The following is a 20249-nucleotide window of genomic DNA, read 5'->3' on the forward strand; positions in this document are numbered from 1 at the left end:
GCGGACGCCCTGCGATGCCGTAGCTACGTAGTCGCAGGCGGATGCGGCGTCAATCATCGGGCCACTTTCTTCGCGACGCGCCATCTGCGATGGTGAGGGCGTGGCGCCCGATCCCGAGACGCAACTCAAGCAGTTCCTCATCCGCGGTGACGACTTCGCGGCGCGCGGCGACGACAAGGCGGCGAGTTCCTTCTATACGGCCGCTCTGCGCCTCGCAGGCACGTTGGGGGTCGTGCCGCCTTCCCTCCACGCGCCCTTGCGCGCCGCCCGGGCGCGTTGCGCCGAGTATGCCGAGCGGTATGAGCGCTTCCTGACCGAGTACCTCGACGCCGAAAGCGCGACGCCGGCGCCGGGCTCCCGTTTCGCTCAAGCGTTGGACGTGCTTACGGGGCGCAGGCGCCTCTACCCCCAGGAACCCCGCGTCTTCTACTACCCCGAGATGCCCGCCCGGCAGTTCTACGACGCCGCGGCGTTCCCCTGGGCCCAAGCCCTCGAAGCGCGGACGGACGCGATCCGGCGCGAAGCCTTGGCGGCGCTGTCGCGAAGAGGAAGCTTCGAGCCCTACCTCAACGCGACGGCGGAGCGGGCGCAGAACGAGCACCACGCGATGGCGGGGAACGAGGATTGGGGCGCGTTCTACCTTTGGCGTGACGGCGAGCTCGTCGAGGAGAACGCGGCCCGCTGTCCCGAGACGATGGCGGCGCTTGGGGACGTCCCGCTGACGCGGGTCCCTGGTCGCCTGCCCAGCGTCCTGTTCTCGCTCCTTCGGCCCGGCGCGCACATCCCGCCTCACACAGGCTTCGTGAACACGCGGCTGATCTGCCACCTACCGCTCGTCGTCCCGGCCGGATGCGCGTTCCGCGTCGGCAACGAGGTCAGGGAGTGGCGCGAAGGCGAGCTGATGATCTTCGACGACACGATCGAGCACGAAGCCTGGAACCGGAGCGCTTCTGACCGGCTGGTCCTTCTCTTCGACGTCTGGCAGCCCGCCTTGTCGGAGACCGAACGCAGGCAGGTGAGCGCGCTCCTCGCGGCCATCAGCGCGTATGGAACGAGCCGTTCGTCCTAGTTCATCCACGGCTTCAGGATGACCAGGAAGACGATTCCGATCAGCAGGACGAAGGGCGCTTCGTTGATCAGGCGCCAGAAGCGCTCCGTTCTCGGCCGCTCGCCCCGCTCGAACTTCTTCCGGCTGGCCGCGTAGAAGCCGTGCAGGCCCGACATCAGGATGACGAGCAGGATCTTGGCGTGCAGCCATCCATCGTTCAGCCAGCCCCGCCCTTCGGGCAGCGCAAGCAGAACGAGGGCGAAGACCCAGGTCGCGATCATCGCCGGGGTCATGATGCCCTTGAGGAGGCGGCGCTCCATCACGGCGAACGTCCCTTCGGCCTCGCCGCCGGGCGCCGCCTGCATGTGGTAGATAAAGAGGCGGGGCAGGTAGAGCATGGCGGCCATCCACGCGATCAGCGAGAGGACGTGCAGCGCCTTGACGGTCAGGTAGAGCATGCCCCCGCCCTACCCCCGTTCGCGGATATGCGCCACGAGTTCGGCGACATGTTCCGGCGGCGTCTGGGGCACGAAGCCGTGGCCGAGGTTGAAGACGTGCGGCTTGCCCTCGAAGGCGTCCAGGATCGCGTCCGCCGCCCGCAGCATCGGCGCGCCGCCCCGCACGACGAGAAGCGGGTCGAGGTTGCCCTGGACGACGGCCTGGGGACTGAGGCGCTCGGCCGCCCAGAGCGGCGGGACGCCCGTGTCGATGCCGACGGCGTCGAAGAGCGGGCTTCGCGCCGCCGCCTCGTAAAGCGGGCCGGCCCCGCGGGGGAAGGCGATGACCGGCAGGCCCGGCAGTGCCGCCTTCACCCGCTCGGCGATCGCCTCGCATGGCGCCAGGCACCAGCGGCGGAAGAAGTCCTCCGGTAAGCCCGACGCCCAGGAGTCGAAGAGCTGAACGGCGTCGACCCCCGCCCTGCCCTGCTCGATCAGGTAGTCCGCGGTCGCGCTGGTGAGGCGCTCCATCAGCCGCGCGAAGTCATCCTCGTTCTCGTAGGCGAAGAGGCGCAGCGCCGACGGATCCTTCACCCCCCTGCCCGCCAGCATGTAGGTCGCGACGGTCCAAGGGGCGCCCGCGAAGCCGATCAGCGCCTTGTCTCGCGCCAGGCCCGCCCGGACGAGGCGCACGGTCTCGTAGACCGGGGACAGGGTCCGTGAGAGGTCCGCCTTCGCGGCCGCGTCGAGGAAGCGCGGTAGCGCTTCCGGCGCGGTGGCGAAGGCAGGAGACAGGCGGGGCCCCTCGCCCTTCTCGAAGCGGACGTCCTGACCCAGGGCCTGCGGGATGAGAAGGATGTCCGCGAAGAGGATGGCGGCATCCAGATCGTAGCGCCTGATCGGCTGAAGCGTGACCTCGGCCGCGAGTTCGGGCGCGTAGCAGAGGTCCAGGAAGCTGCCTGCCTTCGCCCGGACGGCCCGGTACTCCGGCAGGTAGCGCCCTGCCTGCCGCATGAACCAGATGGGTGGCGTCTTCACCGCCCGCCCGGACAGCGTCTCCAGGAACCGCCCTTGGCCGTCTGCCATCTCTTAATCCTTTAGAATCAAAATCTGAGTCCGAGTCCTAAGCCGGGGGGGTGTGGGGGAAACCGACGGCATCGTCGCCCTCCCCGCCGGTCCAGGGACTCTTCCCCATATCGGGGGCGGACTCGAAAGGCGAGACGAAGCCGGTAGGACCTATGGTCCGACCGACGGTACTCCTACCTCTCCACAGGATGTGGAGAGCGGTTAGGATTAACGTCTTGGTAAGGTTTTACAGAACGGCGTTGGGGAGCGCGTCCGCATAATGGGGGCTCGGACGCATAGGCGCCTTCAGGGTTCTCATTAGTCCCCCAAGGGTGAATAACCTCTTAACGCACCGATCCCGAGGAGGACGAGCCGCTCTTGCCCCCGACCAGCCACGCGACCTGGTTTCACGTCCACCTCGTCTCCGACTCCACCGGCGAGACGCTGAACACGCTGCTCAAGGCGACGACGGCGCGGTTCGAGACGGCGAAGCCGCTCGAACACGTTGCTTCCCTCGTCCGCAGCCACGTCCAGCTCGACAAGGTGCTTTCCAGGATCGAGCAGGCGCCGGGCCTCGTCATGTACACGATCGTCGACGCCGGCATGCGGCGGCGGCTCGAGGTGAAGTGCGCGGAGCTGCAGGTGCCGGCGATCTCGGTACTCGATCCGCTGCTCAACGCCTTCGCGGACTATCTCGGCCTGGAGCAGACCATGCGGGCGGGGGGGCAGTACGAACTCGACGAGGACTACTTCCGCAGGATCGCGGCGATCGACTACACGCTCGCTCATGACGACGGCCAGATGACCTGGGACCTCGAGAGCGCGGACGTCGTGCTGGTCGGGGTCAGCCGGACCTCGAAGACGCCGACCTGCATGTACCTCGCGAACAGGGGCATCAAGGCGGCGAACGTTCCGCTCGTGCCGACAAGCGAACCGCCGGGCGAACTCTTCACGGTACGCCACCCGCTCGTCATCGGCCTGAGCGCCAGTCCCGACCGGCTCGCCTCGATCCGGGCGAAGCGTCTCATGGGGCTCGCCGCGCACCAAGACGCGGAGAGCTATACGGACGAAGCGAGCGTGCGGGACGAGGTCACCCGGGCGAAGCGGCTCTTCACGCAGAACGGCTGGCCAGTGATCGACGTCACGCGGCGGTCGGTCGAGGAGACCGCGGCGCGGATCCTCACGCTACTCTCGGCGCGGCGGGGCGGGACCGCATGAAGATCCTGCTCGCGTCCCAAAGCGCCTCGCGCCGCGCCATCCTGACGAGTGCCGGCATTCCCTTCGAAGCCCGCGCCGCGCACGTGGACGAAGCCGCGGTGAAGGCGAGGCACGAGGGCGACCCCGCGAGCCTGGCTCTGCGGCTCGCCGAGATGAAGGCGTTGGCCCTACCGGCGCCGGGCGCGCTCGTCGTCGGCGGCGATCAGGTGCTCGAGTTCGAGGGCCGCGCCTACGACAAGCCCGCTTCGCGCGAAGAGGCGGCCGACAGGCTTTGCGCCATGGCGGGGCGGACGCACTATCTGAGGTCCGGCCTCTGCCTGGCGCTGGACGGCGCGGTCGTATGGCGCCACGCGTCGTCATCCATGCTGACGATGCGGCCGATGACCCGCCGCGAGGTCGAGGACTACCTGACCGAGGCGGGCGAGGGGGTTCTGCGCACCGTCGGCGCCTACGAACTCGAGGCGCTCGGGGCGCGCCTCTTCGCGCGGGTCGAGGGCGACTACTTCGCGATCCTGGGCCTCGACCTCCTGCCGCTGCTCGCCGAACTTCGCCGGCGGGAGGCGCTGCCATGGTGATCCGCGCCGGCGTCGTCGGTCATCCCATCGCCCACAGCCTGTCGCCGCGGCTTCACGGCCGATGGCTCGAAAACTACGGCATCGACGGTTCCTACGAGGCGATCGACGGTGGGACCGACTTCGGCGCCGTGATCGAACGGCTCCGGGAGGCCGGCTTCGCGGGCTGCAACGTCACGCTGCCGTTCAAGGCGGAGGCCGTGCGCCTCGCCGACGAGGTGACGCCGCTCGCAGCGCGCCTCGGCACGGGGAACACGCTGGTGTTCGCGGGGGGGCGCATCCTCGCCGATAACACCGACGTGTACGGTATGGAACGAGCGCTTCGCCCCCATATGGACGCCCGCCACCGCACGGCGCTCGTCCTCGGGGCAGGGGGCGTGGCACCGGCTGCCGTCGCCGCGCTTCAGGCGCTCGGCATCGAGAAACTGCGGATCGCGAACCGGACCCCTGAGACCGCAGCGGCGCTGGCGGAGCGCTTCGGGCTCGAACCCGTGCTCTGGGCGGCGCGAGACGCGGCGGCGGACACAGACATCCTCGTCAACGCGACCGCGCTCGGACTGCCCGGCAAGCCGCCGCTGGATGTCTCCCTCGGCCGACTACCCGCGCATGCGGTGGTCATGGACGCCGTCTACACGCCGCAGGGCACGGCGCTGATCGATCGGGCGCGGGGCAGGGGGCTGACCGGCGTGGACGGTCTGACCATGCTCGTCCATCAGGCCATACCGGGCTTCGCCCGCTGGTTCGGCGTCGAGCCGGACGATCCGGATGCGGCCGAAGCGCAGTTGAGGAGCGCGGCATGATCACGATCGGGCTGACCGGATCCATCGGCATGGGCAAGTCGACGACGCTCCGCCTGTTCGCGGAGGCGGGCTGTGCGACCTGGGACGCGGACGCCGCCGTCCACCGGCTCTACGCGCCCGGCGGGTCCGGCACCAAGGCGGTGGCGGCGCTCTTTCCCGAAGCGATCGGGGAGGGCGGATCGGTCGACCGGGCCGTCCTCTCTCGGCTCGTACTCAGCGAACCGGATGAGTTGCGGCGGCTCGAGGCGGCGATCCATCCGCTCGTCGCGGCGGACAGAGCGGCGTTCCTCGCGGCGGCGGTGGCGAGCGGCGAAGCGGTCGCGGTTCTGGACGTGCCGCTCCTGTTCGAGATCGGCGGCGAGACCGCCTTCGACGCGGTCGTCGTCGTGACCGCTGACGCAGCCACGCGCCGCGCCCGTGTCCTCGCGCGTCCCGGCATGTCGGACGAGAAGCTCGACGCGATCCTCGCCCGCCAGCTGCCCGAGAGGGAGAGGACGAGAAGGGCCGACTTCGTCATCGAGACGGATGAGGGGATAGAGGCGGCCCGCGACCTGGTGGCTCGGATCCTGCGGACCCTTGCGGAAAACTCGCCCGTCCCGGACGGACAGGCTGAGGCAGAATGAGGCCTCGACGCCCGGGGAGACGCGAATGCGCCATGTGATCTTCGACACCGAGACCACCGGCCTCAGTCCGAAGGACGGGCACCGGGTGATCGAGATCGGCGCCGTCGAGATGGCGCATGGCGGCCTCACCGGCCGGACCTTTCACGTCTACATCGATCCCGAACGCGACGTTCCGGCCGAAGCGACGCGGGTCCACAACATCACCGAAGCGATGCTGCGCGGAAAGCCGAAGTTCGCGCACCCTTCGGTCGGCCGGGCCTTCGCCGAGTTCGTCGGCGACGCGGTTCTGGTCGCCCACAACGCGCCCTTCGACATGGGCTTCTTGAACCACGAGTTCGAACTTGCGGGCCTGCCGCGCCTTTCGGGCGAGGTGATCGACACCGTCCAGATGGCCCGCCGCCGCTTTCCGGGCTCGCCGGCGTCGCTCGATGCGCTCTGCGCGCGATTCGGGATCGATACGGCGCAGCGCGAGCGGGACGGGCACGGCGCGCTGCTCGACTCCCGCCTCCTCGCCGAGGTCTGGATCGAGCTGACCGGCGGCCGCCAGGGCGGGCTCGACCTCGCCGCGCAGTCCTCGCGAAGAAGCGCGGGCGGCGCCCGTCGCAGCGTCGAGACGCCGCAGCGTCCCGGCCCGCGTCCCGTCCTTCTGACCGAAGAGGAGAAAGCGGCGCACGCCGCCTTCGTCGCCGAGATGAAGGCTCCCGTCTGGGCGGAGTGACCGCCGACGGAACGAGCCCTCAGTTGATGTCGAGAAGGCCGTGGTCGCTGCGGTCCGAGACGACCTTGTCCAGAACCTCCTTGGAGATCCGGTCCATCCCCTGCGCGTAGGCGTAGACGAAGGCGGTGTCGCAGAGCTTGTTGATGCGCCGCGGGATGCCGTCGGTGCGCGCGTGAATGCCTTCCATCGCCTCGGGCGTGAAGAGCGACTCCGTACCACCGGCCTTGTGGAGGCGGCTGATCACGTACTCCCGCGTCTCGCTCGGCGCGAAGGCCTTGAGGTGGTAGTGGCTGACGATCCGTTGGCGGAACTGGAGAAGGTTCGGCGAGTTCAGCTTGTTGGCGAGCTCGGGCTGGCCGAGCAGGACGAGCTGGAGGACGGGCTGCATCCCGATCTGCATGTCGGAGAGGAGCCGCAGCTCCTCGATCACGTGCTCCGGCAGGAGCTGCGCCTCGTCGATGAAGAGGACGGCCTTCCGTCCGCGGGCTTGGACCTGCCGCAGGAAGTCTTGAAGCCGTCCCATCGAGGTCGTCGCGGACACCGTGCCCGTGTCCATGCCGAAGCCGTAGAGGACCCAGGCGGCGACGTCGTTGCCGAGGCCGATGGCCCCGTTCAGGCGACCGAGGATGTGGCCGCTCTCGTTGCGCTCGATGATGTCGGAGAGGAGGGTCGTCTTGCCGGACCCGATCTCGCCCGTGATGACGACGATCCCGTTGGTCGCGGTCAGGCCGTAGACGAGCATCGTCCGCGCCATCTTGTGCCCCTCGGCCCAGTACATCATGTCGGGCTCGGGGTAGGTGGCGAACGGCTTACGGCCCAGATTGAAGTGGGCTTCGTACATAAGGTCCCTTGGGTCGCGCCCGCGCCGGGAAGCTGGCGCGCACTGAGTTGAGTCCGGCGCGCATCAGCAAGACGCGCGCCATCATTGATCTGCCGATCTTCCTATAGCTCTTCCAGGGCGGCGTCGATGTCGGCCATCGAGACCTGGGCGCCCTGCGCGTGGGCGCGCTTGGCCGCGAGAAGCGCGGACTCGGCGCTCGGCCGGTCGCCTTCCGCCGCCGCGATCACGCCGCGGTGGTAGAGGATGTCCGCGCTGTTCGGTGCGCCGTCGGCCGCCTGACGGCTGAGTCGCGAGGCGTCCGGGATCCGGTCGTTCTTGTAGTAGGCCCAGGCGAGCGTGTCCGCGAAGTAGGGATTGTCCGTCCCGCGGAACCGCTCGGCGATGCGCAGCGCCTCGGCTTCGTTGCCCGGCCGCTCCAGGAGGAGCGAGGCGAGGTTGTTCGCCGTGAGGGGCTCGAGCATGTTGTCGGCCTCGAGCGTGCGCAGAACCGCCACGGCTTCGTCCATCCGCCCCTGCACGATCAGGTCGTTGGACAGGAGGGTGCGAGCGCGGCGCGACTGGCTCGCCTTCTCGGCGGCCTCGTAGAGGATGTCGGCGGAGCCCGCCTCGTCGCCGCCGCGCTTCGTCGCGAGGTAGGCGATGATGTAGAGGTCTTCGCTCGCGGCGTCCTGCGCCAGGCCGCGCTCGGCGACCTCGCGGGCCCGGTCGTAATCCTCGTTCCGCAACAGCGCCTCGCCGAAGAGAACGAAGTCCGCGGTCTCGGTGTCCTCGCCCCGCGTGCGCGCGTCGAGGAGTTCCATCGCCTCGTCTTCGCTACCGGTGTTGGAGAGGACGCGGGCGCGCGCCGAGAGGAGGCGGCGGTCGGCCGGGTTCGCCGTCACCAGTTCCTCCGAGAGGGGGAGCGCATCCTGCCACTGCTCCGCGCCGACAAGGGCGGCGAGCTTGAGGCGCTTCGCACGTTCGTTCTGGGGGTCACGGGCGAGGATGCGATCGGCCGTTTCGAGCGCGGTGCGGAAGTCCTGCGCCTGAACGTCGCCCTGCGCCTTGGCGATCACCGCGTCGAGGTCGCTCGGGTTGGCGGCGAGGTAGCGCTCGAGCACGTCCTGCGCTCGGCCGTTCTCGCCGCGGCGAAGGAGGAAGGCGCGGTACTGCTCGACGATGGGCTTGGTGTAGCCGACCTCGTCGACGGCACGCGCGAACTGGCTGTCCGCGAACTGGATCTGGTCGGTCTGCTCGTAGGCGAGGGCCAGGAAGACCAGGGCTTCGGCATTGTCCGGGTCGCCGTTGAGCGCAGTCCGCAGGAGGGGGATCGCAGCCTCGGACTCGCCGCGGGCCATCATGATCTGCGCCTTGTTGGTCAAGGCGGCGACGTTGGCGTCGTCCTCGGCCAGGATCTGATCCGTGATCTGCTCGGCGCGATCGAGCTCTCCTTGCGCGATCGCCGTGTCCGCCATGCCGGTCCGGGCGCGCAGGCGGTCCTCGTCGGTGAGCGCCTCGTCCTCGGCGAGCGATTTGTACGCGGCGTCGCACTTCGCGCGCTGACCGGTCTGGCAGTAGAAGACGGGGACGGAGAAGCGCAGGTCGAGGTCTTCGGGGTTCTGCTCGACGAAACCGAGAAGCGTCTGCTCCGCCGCGGCGTCGCCTTGGGTCTGGCGGTCTATCGAGACGATGCGGGTGTAGGCCTGCGTCTTCTCGGTCAGGTGGGGAAGGGCATCGGCGTAAAGCTGGCGGGCCTTGGCGTAGTCGCGCTGCTTGAGGAGCACGTAGTCGGCGTAGCGCTGGCGGTAGAGGCCGTTCTCCGGCGCCGCCTCGATGAGGTCCTCGAAGGTCTGGATGACCTCGTCCTCGCCGAGCACCTGTTCGGCGAGGACCAGCTTCACGATCAGCAGCGTCTCGGGGTTCTCGGCCTGCGCGATGCCTTCGTTCACGGTCGCGAGGGCTTCTTCGTAGTTGTCGGAGCGGATCTCGCCGGCGGCGAGGAGGTTGAAGATCTCCGCGTTGTCGGGATCCTGCTCGAGCGCCTGGTTCAGCACCTCGGTCGCCTCGTCGAGCCGGTTCGAGACGACCAGCGCGGCGCCCTTGATGGTCAAAGCCTCGGAATTGCTGGGGTCCTGCTCGAGGACGCGCTCGGCGTGTTCGAGCGCCTGGTCCTGCGCCCCGCCGAGGATCGAGAGGCGGGCATAGGCGAGGTTGGCGGTGACGTCGTCCGGCACCTCGTTCAGCAGACGGGCGAGGAAGCGCGACTGCCGCGTCGGCTCGTCCTTCTGCTTGGCGACCTCGGCCGCGCCGCGAAGCGCGTCGAGGTTGATCGGGTCCTTGTAGAGCGCGTTGTTGAACTGAAGCTCGGCGCGATCGAGGTCGCCGTCGGCGAGGTACTCCTGGCCGCTCTGCGCGAACTTGATCGCCTGCTCTTCCTTGCTCTCGCACGCGGTGAGGAGGACGAGGGCAGCGACGCCCGAGAGAAGGCTTCGCCCGAGAGTTGTTCGGTTCATCATTGTCTTCACCCGTTGCGTGCCGTTTTGAGCAACTTCGTGTAGCTCTTCGGCGCTGCCTTACAAACCCATCCCATAACATCGGCTGAAGGGAGCGGACGGCGCCGCCCCCTTCCGATGCTCAGGCGGTCTGCAGCGGATGCAAGGGCCGAGCCGCCCCCTGGCGCTGCCGCCAAATGCCCAAGGCGAACCGCCCGACGTCCAGAGTGTAGCGTTTGCCGAGGCGGCGGGGTTCGCGAGCGAGCCGCCAGAGGAACTCTGCCCTCACGCGCCGCACGAAGCCGGGTGCTCGCGGCACCGATCCGCTGGCAAAGTCAAAGAGCGCGCCGACACCGAGGAGAAGCCGGGCGCCAGACGCCTCGGCGATCGCCGCGATGACCTGTTCTTGTCGCGGGTTGCCCATGCCGACCAGGACGACGTCCGCCCGCGTTCCTCGGATGAGGGACGCGACCTTCGCGTAGCCCTCGCGTGTCTGCGCGAAGTAGCCGTCGCGTTCGCCGACGAAGCTGAGTTGGGGAAAGCGCGAGCGCCACACCTCGCATGCCTCGCTCGCGACGCCCGGTTGCGCCCCCAGGAGGAAGACGCGCGTTCCCGCCGGCAACGCCTCGAGAAGGGCAGGCGTGAAGTCGGTACCGTTCAGGTTCTCCTGGAACGGGCGTCCGTAAACGGCCTTCGCGGCGAGGTCGACGCCCAGCCCGTCGGGCAAGACGAGGAAGGACCGCAATAGCGCCGCGTAGGAATCGTCCCGCATCGCGGTCGTGACCGTGTTCGCGTTGGCGAACGCGACCCGGCAGGTCATCCCCCCGACGACCGAAGCGAGCAGGTTGTCGATCGCGTCCCCCCGGCGGACGTTCTCGACACGAACAGGACCGAGGGTCATCGCCCGCGATCCGCTCTCGATCTTAAGTTCCTTATCCATGTCCCCTCTCCTCGCATTGTGAACGAGTCGAGGCTGGCATGATGGACGATTGGAAATCTACACAATTCGGCCACAATACGACCGGAAATTGCAGATTCTTTGTTCCTGCTTCGAAACGGATGCGCCTAAGTGCGAAGCGTCAGGGAAACAAGGTTAACGATATCAGGGGCTTCGGGCTCGATCGAGAAGGGGGTTCCTCGTCTCTCGCGGATCGATTCTGCAATCATGAGTTGTCCTAGGGCGCGCAGGTCGGGTGCCGCGCCCCTTTCTAGAACGATCCGGCACTGATCCGCCTCGGCGACGGCCCGCCGAAGGATCGGCCGGAGCGCCTCGGCCGTCAGCCGCCCGCGAAGGCGAAGAGTCGTTCGCGTCCCGTTCCGCTCGACATCGACCGTCCCCTCGGCAGCATCGGCTGCGAGCTTGCCGACGAGGCGGCGCAGAGTGACGGCGCCCCTGACGAGGGCGGGCAAGGCGCCGAAGTCGTCCTTGTAGCGGCGCCAAAGCGCGGGATCCTGGCCGATCCGCCACGCCCACTCGAACCCGCCGACCTGCATGAAGCGGGGCGCACGAGAGACCGTGCCGGCGGTGAAGTCGACCACCGCGCCGAGGTGAGAGACGACGGGCACGGCAAGCTCGCCTGCGTTCGTCATCAGCCAGGCCTGACCCTTCCGCGCGCCGAGCGAGACGACGAGGAGGTCGGGGGCGGCCGCCCTGATCGGGCTCAAATGCGCCTCGGTGCTCATCGACGCGACGTCGCCATGACCCGGGTCTTGCCAGCCTACCGCATGCATGGGTCCGCCCGCGGCGTTCAGCGCGGCGGCGGCGGCCTCTGCGGCCCCCGTCCGTCCGCCGAAGAAGAAGACTCCGAGCCGTTCCGACTTGAGCCGGTCGAAGAGGTCCGAGCCCGCGACCTTCTCGGGTCCTTCGACGCCTGCGAGCCGTGCGAGCTCGACGACGGGGACGCCGTCCATCGTCACCCAGTCGCTGGCGAGCGCGCTCGCGCGGAAGTCCGCATCGCGCCGCGCCTGAACCAACCAGTCGAGGTTCACCGTCGACAAGAAGAGACGTTCCTGCGCGGCGACCGCCGCGGTAACGCGGGCCGCCGCCGCCTCGATGCCGCCGAGGTCGAAGGGCAAGCCGAAGAGCGCGATCACGTCGCGGTCGAAGGGGTCGTGACGGGCGGGGGGGGCTGTGCGTGTCATTCTGGTGAGGCCTCTGGGCGACGCTTGCCCTAGCGGCAGCCTCCTTGCAAAGCGTTCGCCTCCGTCCCGCGCTTTCCGCGACGCTGCCCTGAGAGGCTTCGAATGATCTCCGTGATCATGCCCGCCCACAACGAGGCCGCCGTGATCGGCGCGGCGCTCGACCGTTTCGCCGCGCAGACGACGCGCCGAACCTTCGAGGTCGTCGTCGTGCCGAACGGCTGCTCGGACGACACCGCGGCGATCGCGCGCAGCCGATCGGAGGCCTTCACCGCCCGGGGCGTGCGCCTGCACGTCGAGGAGCGGGCGGAGCCCGGCAAGATCGGCGCGCTCAACGCGGGCGACGCCCGGGCGCGTTTCGGAAGGCGGCTCTACTGCGACTCGGACCTGCTCGTCTCGGACGGCCTGATCGACGCGTCGCTTCGGGCCCTCGACACGCCGACGCCGCGTTTCGTCTCCTTCGACCTGAAGGTCAGGCCTCCGAGGAGCGCGGTGACCCGCGCCTATGCCCGCATGTGGGCGCAGCTGCCGCTGCTGAAGGACCGCGCGCACGGCATCGCGCTCTACGCAGTGAACGAGGCCGGGCGCGCCCGCTGGGGGGCCTATCCCCAGATCGTGGCCGACGATCACTTCGCGCGGCTGAACTTCGCGCCGCACGAGCGCGTGCGCAGCCACGAGGCGTCCTACGAGTTCGCCATGCCCGAAGGTCTTTCGGAACTTCTGGCCGTCAGGACGCGCTGGGCTCGCGGGAACGAGGAGCTAGCGGCGAAGTTTCCACACCTCCTGGCCAATGAGGACGGCGGCAACCGCTATGAAGGGTTCGGCGCGGTCGCGCTGCGCGATCCTGTCGGCTTCGCGGTCTTCGCGGGCGTCTACGCCGTCGGAAAGGTCCAGGGCGTGCGAAAGGCCAAGCTCGGCAACGCGTCTTGGGAACGGGCAGCGACCTCGCGTCAGCTGAAGTCGTAGGCCCGGCCGGACTTCTCCCAGTCGCCGTAGCGCGTGGGTTCTTCCTTCCGGTTCGGCCCGCCGCGCTCGGGCGGCAGGTCCGAAGCCGCGTCGATCGCGGCCCGGCGCTCGCGCGCCTCGCGCAGCGCTTGGATCTGCGCGTCGCTCAGGCGCTGACCGTTGGCGAAGAGGGGGATGCCGTCCTCGGTCGTGAGCGCGGCGTCGTCTGGCGTGTCCTGTTCCATCGGTAAGAGCTAGGCCGAAGCAGCGCCTGGCGCACCCCGCCGCGACGCTTTCGCCTCTGCGCTTCGGTCGTCCCGTCAGTCCGTCTTGGGTTCGTCCGTTGCGGGGCGCGCCGTGCTCTCCCCGGCAGGCGTCCCGTTTCGGGACGACGCCTCGGTCGCGCCGCTCGCGTCGGCGCGGGCGGAACCGGCGCTGGCGTTGGCGGCGTCGACGGTCTCTCGGGTCGCATCGCTCGAAGAGGATGCCGGCCCGCTCGGCGCCGTCTTCTTGGCGGCCTTCTTCTTGGTCCGCTTCTTCGTCGCCTTCTTCGCCGGAGAGACGACCTCGTTCGGCGCGCCGGTCGCCGCGTGGGCCGCGCTGGAGGAGGACGCCGTCGCAGCGCTCGCGGGCGGCGGGGGCGTCACGCCTGCGCGGGTGCCGCTCTCGCTGACGCCCGGCAGGCGGGCAGGCATCCGGCCGTCGATGCGGGCGCCGTGTGTCAGGTTGTCGTCGATCGACAGGACGGCGTTGACGACTTCCGCCCCGATCCGAAGCAGGATCACGGCGATGAGGAACCAGAAGGGCGCGGCGATGAACTGCCAGAAGCCCGCGCCGAAGTCCTCGAACATCAGGACGACGCCGCCGATCATGGTGACGATCGTGCCGATCGCGCCGACGATGAGGAGGACGAAGTAGGCGAACTTGACGAGCCCGCGCCCGAGCGTCTCCTCGAAGGTCAGAAAGCGGCCGATGATGTCGGACATGCACGAATCTCCGTGGTTCTTTCGCCGAGACTAGCGCGCCCGCGCCCCGTCCCGGAAGGAATGGTGTCAGTCAGTCCACTTTGAGCCCGGGGCGGGGAAGTCCAATCGGCTCAGTGCGCCGCCTCCCAATTGTCCGCCGCGTTCGCCTCGACGAGGAGCGGGACGGCGAGCTGCATGACGGGCAGGGGGGCGCCCTCCATCACCTGGCGCACGATCTCGGCGGTCCTGTCGGCCTCCTCGGCCGGGCACTCGAAGACGAGCTCGTCATGGACCTGAAGCAGCATCTTGGCGCGAAGGCCCTCCTTGCGCAGCGCTTCCGGCATCCGGATCATGGCGCGCTTAACGACGTCGGCCGCGGTGCCCTGGATCGGCGCGTTGATCGCCTGGCGTTCGGCGAAGGCGCGGAAGTTCTGCTGCTTGGAGTTGATGTTGGGCATGTGGCTGCGCCGGCCGAACAGGGTCGTAACGTAGCCCTTCTCGCGCGCGCCCCGCAGCGTCTCGTCCATGTAGGCGCGGATGCCGGGGAACTTCGCGAAGTAGCCCTTGATGTACTCGGCCGCGCGCTCCCGTTCGATGCCGAGGCGGTTCGACAGGCCGAAGGCCGAGATGCCGTAGATGATGCCGAAGTTGATCATCTTGGCCGAGCGCCGCTGATCGCCCGAGACCTGGTCGATCGGCGTCTCGAACATCTCGGACGCGGTCAGGGCATGGACGTCCGTTCCCTCCTTGAACGCTCGTTTCAGCTCCGGAATGTCCGCGATGTGCGCCAGCAGCCGCAGCTCGATCTGGGAGTAGTCGGCCGCGAGGATGACGTTGCCTTCCTCCGCGACGAAGGCGTTCCTGATCTTGCGGCCCTCCTCGGTCCTGATCGGGATGTTCTGAAGGTTGGGGTCGGAGGAAGAGAGCCGGCCGGTCAGCGTCTGGGCGAGCGAGAAGCTCGTATGGACGCGTCCCGTGTCAGGATGGATCGCGGCGACGAGGGCGTCGGTGTAGGTCGATTTGAGCTTGGAGAGCTGCCGCCAGGTCAGGATCTCGGCCGCGACGGTGACCCCTTGCGCGGCGAGTTCATCCAATAGGTCCGCGCCCGTCTGCCACGCGCCGGTCTTGGTCTTCTTGCCGCCGGGCAGGCCCATCTTGCCGAAGAGGATGTCGCCGATCTGCTTCGGCGAGCCGATGTTGAAGCGCTCCCCCGCCGCCTCGTAGGCGGCCTCCTCGTGTTGGGCCATGCGCTGGGCGAAGTCGCCCGACAGGCGGGAGAGGGCGGCTCTGTCCACCTTCACGCCCGCCGTCTCCATGTCGCGGATGACGGGGACGAGCGGCCGCTCGATCGTCTCGTAGACGGTGACGAGGCCGTCCTGGACGAGGCGCCTCTTGAGGTTCTGATGGAGGCGCAGCGTCACGTCGGCGTCTTCGGCCGCGTAGGCCGTCGCCTCCTTGATCGGTACCTCGTCGAAGGTGCGCTTGTTCCGGCCGGTGCCCGCGACTTCGGAGAAGGGGATCGTCTTGTGACCGAGGTGACGCTCGGACAGCTCGTCCATGCCGTGCCCGCCGAGGCCGCACTCGGCCACGTAGGACATCAACATGGTGTCGTCGTAGGGGGTGACCTCGACGTCGTGGGCGGAGAGGACGACGAGGTCGTATTTGAGGTTCTGCCCGATCTTCAGGACCGAAGGGTCGGTCAGGACCGGGCGCAGCGCGTCCAGCACGTCGTCCGTCTTCAGCTGCGTCACCTCCGCCTCGCCCGCGAGGTCGAGGCCGCCCCCGCCGTGAAGGAGCGGCACGTAGGCGGCGCGCCCGGGGCGCGGGGAGAGGCAGACGCCGACGAGGCGGGCGCGCATGGCGTTGAGGCTGTCGGTCTCGGTGTCGACGGCGAGGACGCCGGACTCGACGGCCTCCGCGATGATCGCTTCGAGCGCCGCCATCGTCGTGATGGTCTCGTAGGCGTCGGTCTTGATCTCGGTGTCTTCGGCAGTGGCCGCCTTGGGCGCAGGCGCGGCGAGCCCGCCCTTGTCCCGCACGCGGCGGGTCAGGGTGTTGAACTCCATCTCTTCGAGGAAGGCGACGAGCTTCGAATGGTCGAAGGGTTCGAGGCCGAACTCGTCGGGATGCTCGGGGACGGGGACGTCGCGCTTGAGAGTGACGAGGTCGCGGCTGAGGCGCGCGTCGCTCGCATGGGTCTCGAGCGTCTCGCGACGCTTGTTCTGCTTGATCTCCGAGGTGCGCTCCAAGAGCGCGTCGAGCGTGCCGAACTCGGCCAAGAGCTGCGCCGCGGTCTTGGGTCCGATGCCGGGCACGCCGGGCACGTTGTCCGACGTGTCGCCCATCAGCGCCTGAAGCTCGATCATCTGCGAGGGCTCGACGCCGTAGCGCTCACGGACCTCGGCCTCGCCGATCAGCTTGTCCTTCATCGGGTCGTACATGACCGTCAGGGGCGTGACGAGCTGGGTCAGGTCCTTGTCGGAGGAGACGATGATCGTCTCCGCCCCGCGCTCCTCCGCCAGCCGCGAATGCGTCGCCATGATGTCGTCCGCCTCGTAGCCCTCTTGCTCCAGGCAGGGCAGCCCGAAGGCGCGGGTCGCCTCCTTGATGTAGGGGACCTGAAGAAGGAGGTCGGACGGGGTCTCGGACCTGTTCGCCTTGTAGTCGGGGTAGAGGTCGTTGCGGAACGTGTAGGACGACTTGTCGAAGACGACCGCGAAGTGGGTCGGCGTCCCCATATGCTCGACCGCCTCGTTCTGCGCGTCGGCGAGCAGCTTCCACAGCATGTTGCAGAAGACCGAGATCGCGCCGACGGGCAGGCCGTCGGACTTGCGGGTCAAGGTCTGCGCGGCGCTCATGCCGTGATAGGCGCGGAAGATGTAGGCCGAGCCGTCGACGAGGTAGAGGCGGCTTTCGGGACCGAGGGGAGAGGTCTGAGGCATGGTGGGCAGGTAGCGCCCCCGCCGCCGCGCGCCTAGGTCATTCCGCCGCCAGGCTCATTCCCGACAGGAAGCCGCGCTCCTCGTCGACGTCGAAACGCTCGCGGATGAAGGCCGCGATCTTCGGCTGGATCTCGGTGCGCCACTTCGAGCCGTTGAAGACGCCGTAGTGCCCGGCGCCCTTCTGGACGTAGTCGATCTTGTCGGCCGCCTTGAGGCCCGAGCAGAGGTCGTGCGCGGCGACGGTCTGGCCGATGCCGGAGATGTCGTCGAGCTCGCCCTCGACCGTCATCAGGCCGCAATCGGTGATCAGGCCCGGGTCCACGACCTCGCCCCTATGGGTGAGGAGGCCGCGCGGCAGGAGGTACTCCTGGAACACGTCGCGGATCGTCTGCAGGTAGAACTCCGCCGTCATGTCGCAGACCGACAGGTACTCGTCGTAGAAGCGCACGTGCTTCTCGGCCGCGTCCTCGTCGCCGTGGATCAGGTTCTCGAAGTAGTCCCACTGCGCCTCGGCGTGACGCTCGGCGTTCATCGACATGAAGCTCGCGAGCTGCAGGAAGCCCGGATAGACGCGCCGGCCCGCGCCCGCATGGGGCAGGGGGACGGTCTGGATCATGTTGCGCTCGAACCATTCGAAGCTGCGCTGCTCGGCGAGCAGGTTCGTCACCGTCGGGCTCTGCCGCGCGTCGATCGGGCTGCCCATGATGGTCATCGAGCGGGGGCCGCACGGGTCGCTCTTCCGCGCCATGACGGCCGCGGCCGCGACGAGAGCGGGGCCGGGCTGGCAGACCGCGACCGTGTGCGCGCCGGGACCGATCGCCTGAAGGAACGAGATCAGGTAGTCGACGTAGTCGTTGAAGTCGAAGCCGCCTTGAAGGACCGGCACCTTCCGCGCGTCCGCCCAGTCGGTGATGAAGACCTCGTGGTCCGGCAGCATGGCCTGGACCGTACCGCGCAGGAGGGTGGCGTAGTGGCCGGACATCGGCGCGACGATCAGGACGCGGGGGTCCGGCGCCGTGCGGCCCGCCGCGCGCAGCGCGACCTCGCTGCGGCGGAAGCGGATCAGGCTGCCGAAGGGCCGCTCCACCACCCTCTCGACGCTGACCGGCACGCGGTTCCCGTTCACTTCGGTCTCGGGCAGGTTCCAGGTGGGCTTGCGGTAGCGGCGCGTCGCCTGCTCGAAGACGCTGTAGCTCGCCTGAGCGGCCCGGGCGCCGACGCTGTCGCGATAGGGGTTGGCGGGGCTTTCGATCACCTCGCTCGCCGCCCGGCCGAAGGCGCGCAGCGGCACCAGAGCCTGATGGGCGAGTTCGTAGGCGGCGTAGAGCATGGAAGGCCTTTCGGACGATGCTGAGGCTGCTGCGATGCAGCAACGAGGCCAAGATAAGGCGGAAATCCTTCCGCGGCGAGCGTTAACGGGCGATTAGCCGCGTCCGCTCGCCCGCAGCGCCCGTTCGATCACCCGCGCGATCGACTCGGGCGGCATGCCGTCGTCGAGGGCGTAGAGCGGCTTCCCGGCCGCGTCGGTGACGTAGAACATGGACTGGTGGTCCATCGTATAGACCATCGCGCTGTCCTCGAGCGGCACCTTGGCGGCGAAGACCTTGAGGCTCTCCCGCGCGGCGTCGACCGCCTCGGGGGTCCCCGTCAGCCCGAGGATACGGTCGTCGAAGGCCAAGTAGGCGGAGAGCTTCTCGGCCGTGTCCCGCTCGGGATCGACGGTGATGAAGAGCGGCTGGATGCGGCCGGCGTCCCGGCCGAGCGCGTCGAGGCTCGCGGACATGGTGGCGAGCGCCGTGGGGCAGACCTCGGGACAGGTGGTGAACCCATAGTAGATGAACATAGGTTCGCCCTCGAAACGTTCGTCCGTCGCAGGCTCGCCCGTCATGTCCGTCAATGCGAAGTCGGCGGTGAAGAGGTCGGTCAGCGCGATCTCGCCGGGTTCCGGCCGATCGCTGCCGCCGCATGCGCTAAGCGCCGTCAGGAGTAGGATCGAGAGGATTGTGGGTCTGCTCGCTGCCATCCGTCGCGCCTTCTTGCTGGGTTCCTTGCTATAGGAAGAGCCGATGTTCTTCACCCTCTTCCCCGAAGCCGCGACGATGCGCCCATTGCCGGCCTTCCGGCTGCGCACCCTGATCGGCATGCGCTGGTTCGCGTCGATCGGGCAGGTACTCGTCGTCGCGCTCGTCGCCTTCGGCTTCGGCTATCCGCTGCCGCTCGGTCCTCTGCTCGCGGTGATCGCGGTCGGGGTGTGGGTGAACCTCTACACGCAGTTCACGCGCAAGCCCGGCACGCCGCTGACCGAGGGGGGCATCCTCCTCCACCTTGGCATCGACACCTTGCAGATCTCGTCCGTCCTGTTCCTCACGGGCGGCATCCAGAACCCCTTCGCGGTCTGGCTGATCATGCCGGCCATGCTGGCGGCGAGCTCGCTGCCCCGCGCGCGCGCGGCGGTGACGGTCGGGCTCGTGATCGCCTGCCTCACCGTCCTCGCGCTGTTGCACTACCCGTTGCCCTGGCGGACGGCGGAGGGCTTCGCCCTGCCGCCCGTCTACCGGCTCGGGCTATGGTTCGCGCTGACGATGGCGGTTGGCTTCACCGCCTCCTATGCCCACGGCGTCGCGCGCGAGCAGGCCAAGCTCGCGGCGGCCCTCGCCACCATGCAGACCTCCCTTGCCCGCGAAGAGCGCCTCGCCGCCCTCGACGGGCTCGCCGCGGCCGCGGCGCACGAGCTCGGCACGCCGCTCGGCACGATCCAGGTCACCGCGCGCGAGATGGAGCGCGAACTCGAAGGCGACCTCAAGGAGGACGCGGCGCTCCTCATCTCCCAGACCCAGCGGTGCCAGACGATCCTGCGCCGCCTGTCGAGCGCCGGGACGACGGGGGACGCCGTCCACAGCGTCCTGTCGCTCGACGCGCTGCTGCGGGAGGCGGCGGCGCCCTTCCTCGACGCGCCGGGCCCGCGCATCGACTTCCGCCTCGATCCGGACTCGGGCGCGCCCTTGCCGGAGCGCCTGCGGCGGCGGCCCGAGGTGATCTACGGGCTGCGCAACATCCTGGAGAACGCGGTCAAGTTCGCGCGCGGGACGGTGACGGTCGAGGCGTCCTGGTCGGACCGCTTCCTGACCGTCACGGTGACCGATGACGGGCCGGGCTTTCCGGACGGCATGCTCTCGCGCCTCGGCGAACCCTACCCCCGCGCCGACGCGCCCCGCCTGCGCACGGAGCGGGCGGGCGCGGACAAGGCCGGCCTCGGCCTCGGCTTCTTCATCGCCAAGACCCTGCTCGAGCGGACCGGGGCGAGCCTCACGCACGACAACAGGCCAGCGGGCGAGGGCGGCGGCGCGCGGGTGCGTGTGGTCTGGCCGCTGGCGAACCTCGTCATGCGTCCTACGTCCCGGGGCGAGACGCGGCCGATCGAGGCCGCCCAGTTCTAGGACCCCGGCGACGGGGCGACGCTGAGGA

The 20249-nt window shown here is 68.9% G+C and carries 19 protein-coding genes; 8 read left to right on the forward strand and 11 right to left on the reverse strand.

The window, feature by feature from the left end; all coding sequences use genetic code 11:
• Nucleotides 1-100: 100 nt before the first annotated feature.
• The gene (locus tag GGQ59_RS02665) at nt 101-1069 is read left to right on the forward strand and encodes an aspartyl/asparaginyl beta-hydroxylase domain-containing protein (protein WP_183815569.1); all 969 of its coding nucleotides are present in this window, start codon (nt 101-103) and stop codon (nt 1067-1069) included.
• Here GGQ59_RS02665 and hemJ read toward each other — a convergent pair.
• Together hemJ and hemE are read right to left on the reverse strand one after the other, a co-directional pair.
• A complete protein-coding gene (hemJ, locus tag GGQ59_RS02670) occupies nt 1066-1506 on the reverse strand; it encodes a protoporphyrinogen oxidase HemJ (RefSeq protein ID WP_183815571.1) in 441 nt (146 codons plus the stop codon). The genes GGQ59_RS02665 and hemJ overlap by 4 nt on opposite strands.
• A 9-nt stretch (nt 1507-1515) precedes the next feature.
• Nucleotides 1516-2571: a uroporphyrinogen decarboxylase gene (gene hemE, locus GGQ59_RS02675; RefSeq protein ID WP_183815573.1), complete on the reverse strand. Its 1056-nt coding sequence runs from the start codon at nt 2569-2571 to the stop codon at nt 1516-1518.
• A gap of 357 nt (nt 2572-2928) precedes the next feature.
• On the opposite strand from hemE, the gene GGQ59_RS02680 reads away from it, so the two are divergent.
• The 5 genes from GGQ59_RS02680 to dnaQ are packed head-to-tail and all read left to right on the forward strand — an operon-like array spanning nt 2929 to nt 6481.
• Entirely contained in the window at nt 2929-3768 is an 840-nt protein-coding gene (locus tag GGQ59_RS02680) for a pyruvate, water dikinase regulatory protein (RefSeq protein ID WP_183815575.1), read from the forward strand.
• A complete protein-coding gene (locus tag GGQ59_RS02685) occupies nt 3765-4343 on the forward strand; it encodes a Maf family protein (protein ID WP_183815577.1) in 579 nt (192 codons plus the stop codon). The genes GGQ59_RS02680 and GGQ59_RS02685 overlap by 4 nt, the downstream gene beginning before the upstream one ends.
• Nucleotides 4337-5140 (forward strand): shikimate dehydrogenase family protein, encoded by an 804-nt coding sequence (locus tag GGQ59_RS02690; protein ID WP_183815578.1) that lies wholly within the window; start codon nt 4337-4339, stop codon nt 5138-5140. Before GGQ59_RS02685 ends, GGQ59_RS02690 begins: the two co-directional genes overlap by 7 nt.
• Nucleotides 5137-5763, forward strand: a complete 627-nt coding sequence (gene coaE, locus GGQ59_RS02695; protein WP_183815580.1) for a dephospho-CoA kinase — start codon at nt 5137-5139, stop codon at nt 5761-5763. Before GGQ59_RS02690 ends, coaE begins: the two co-directional genes overlap by 4 nt.
• A 25-nt stretch (nt 5764-5788) precedes the next feature.
• On the forward strand, nt 5789-6481 hold the full coding sequence (gene dnaQ, locus GGQ59_RS02700; protein ID WP_183815582.1) for a DNA polymerase III subunit epsilon: 693 nt from the start codon (nt 5789-5791) through the stop codon (nt 6479-6481).
• A gap of 19 nt (nt 6482-6500) precedes the next feature.
• Here the strand turns inward: dnaQ and GGQ59_RS02705 are convergent, their stop codons facing one another.
• The 4 genes from GGQ59_RS02705 to GGQ59_RS02720 form a co-directional block, all read right to left on the reverse strand.
• Nucleotides 6501-7322: an ExeA family protein gene (locus tag GGQ59_RS02705; protein WP_183815584.1), complete on the reverse strand. Its 822-nt coding sequence runs from the start codon at nt 7320-7322 to the stop codon at nt 6501-6503.
• A 101-nt stretch (nt 7323-7423) separates the two neighbouring features.
• Nucleotides 7424-9814, reverse strand: coding sequence for a tetratricopeptide repeat protein (locus tag GGQ59_RS02710; protein ID WP_183815586.1), 2391 nt, complete (start codon nt 9812-9814; stop codon nt 7424-7426).
• Between the two features lie 121 nt (nt 9815-9935).
• Complete coding sequence (locus tag GGQ59_RS02715; RefSeq protein ID WP_183815588.1) at nt 9936-10733, reverse strand: WecB/TagA/CpsF family glycosyltransferase; 798 nt, start codon at nt 10731-10733, stop codon at nt 9936-9938.
• Nucleotides 10734-10858: 125 nt separating this feature from the next.
• On the reverse strand, nt 10859-11935 hold the full coding sequence (locus GGQ59_RS02720) for a WecB/TagA/CpsF family glycosyltransferase (protein WP_183815590.1): 1077 nt from the start codon (nt 11933-11935) through the stop codon (nt 10859-10861).
• A gap of 102 nt (nt 11936-12037) precedes the next feature.
• Between GGQ59_RS02720 and GGQ59_RS02725 the strand changes: the two genes are divergently transcribed.
• Nucleotides 12038-12898 (forward strand): glycosyltransferase family 2 protein, encoded by an 861-nt coding sequence (locus tag GGQ59_RS02725; RefSeq protein ID WP_183815592.1) that lies wholly within the window; start codon nt 12038-12040, stop codon nt 12896-12898.
• Here the strand turns inward: GGQ59_RS02725 and GGQ59_RS02730 are convergent.
• From GGQ59_RS02730 to GGQ59_RS02750, 5 genes are all read right to left on the reverse strand, one after another.
• Complete coding sequence (locus GGQ59_RS02730; protein ID WP_183815594.1) at nt 12883-13122, reverse strand: DUF1674 domain-containing protein; 240 nt, start codon at nt 13120-13122, stop codon at nt 12883-12885. The two genes, GGQ59_RS02725 and GGQ59_RS02730, sit on opposite strands and share 16 nt — an antisense overlap.
• A gap of 75 nt (nt 13123-13197) precedes the next feature.
• Nucleotides 13198-13863: a DUF4282 domain-containing protein gene (locus GGQ59_RS02735; RefSeq protein ID WP_183815596.1), complete on the reverse strand. Its 666-nt coding sequence runs from the start codon at nt 13861-13863 to the stop codon at nt 13198-13200.
• Nucleotides 13864-13973: 110 nt separating this feature from the next.
• Complete coding sequence (polA, locus tag GGQ59_RS02740) at nt 13974-16784, reverse strand: DNA polymerase I (protein WP_183815598.1); 2811 nt, start codon at nt 16782-16784, stop codon at nt 13974-13976.
• Between the two features lie 37 nt (nt 16785-16821).
• Nucleotides 16822-18114: a polyhydroxyalkanoate depolymerase gene (locus GGQ59_RS02745; protein WP_183815600.1), complete on the reverse strand. Its 1293-nt coding sequence runs from the start codon at nt 18112-18114 to the stop codon at nt 16822-16824.
• A gap of 93 nt (nt 18115-18207) precedes the next feature.
• Nucleotides 18208-18807, reverse strand: coding sequence for an SCO family protein (locus GGQ59_RS02750; RefSeq protein ID WP_183815602.1), 600 nt, complete (start codon nt 18805-18807; stop codon nt 18208-18210).
• Between the two features lie 43 nt (nt 18808-18850).
• Between GGQ59_RS02750 and GGQ59_RS02755 the strand changes: the two genes are divergently transcribed.
• Complete coding sequence (locus GGQ59_RS02755) at nt 18851-20221, forward strand: ActS/PrrB/RegB family redox-sensitive histidine kinase (protein ID WP_183815604.1); 1371 nt, start codon at nt 18851-18853, stop codon at nt 20219-20221.
• The last annotated feature ends 28 nt before the right edge of the window (nt 20222-20249 follow it).

The sequence above is a fragment of the Parvularcula dongshanensis genome, assembly GCF_014199615.1.
GTDB lineage: Bacteria > Pseudomonadota > Alphaproteobacteria > Caulobacterales > Parvularculaceae > Parvularcula > Parvularcula dongshanensis.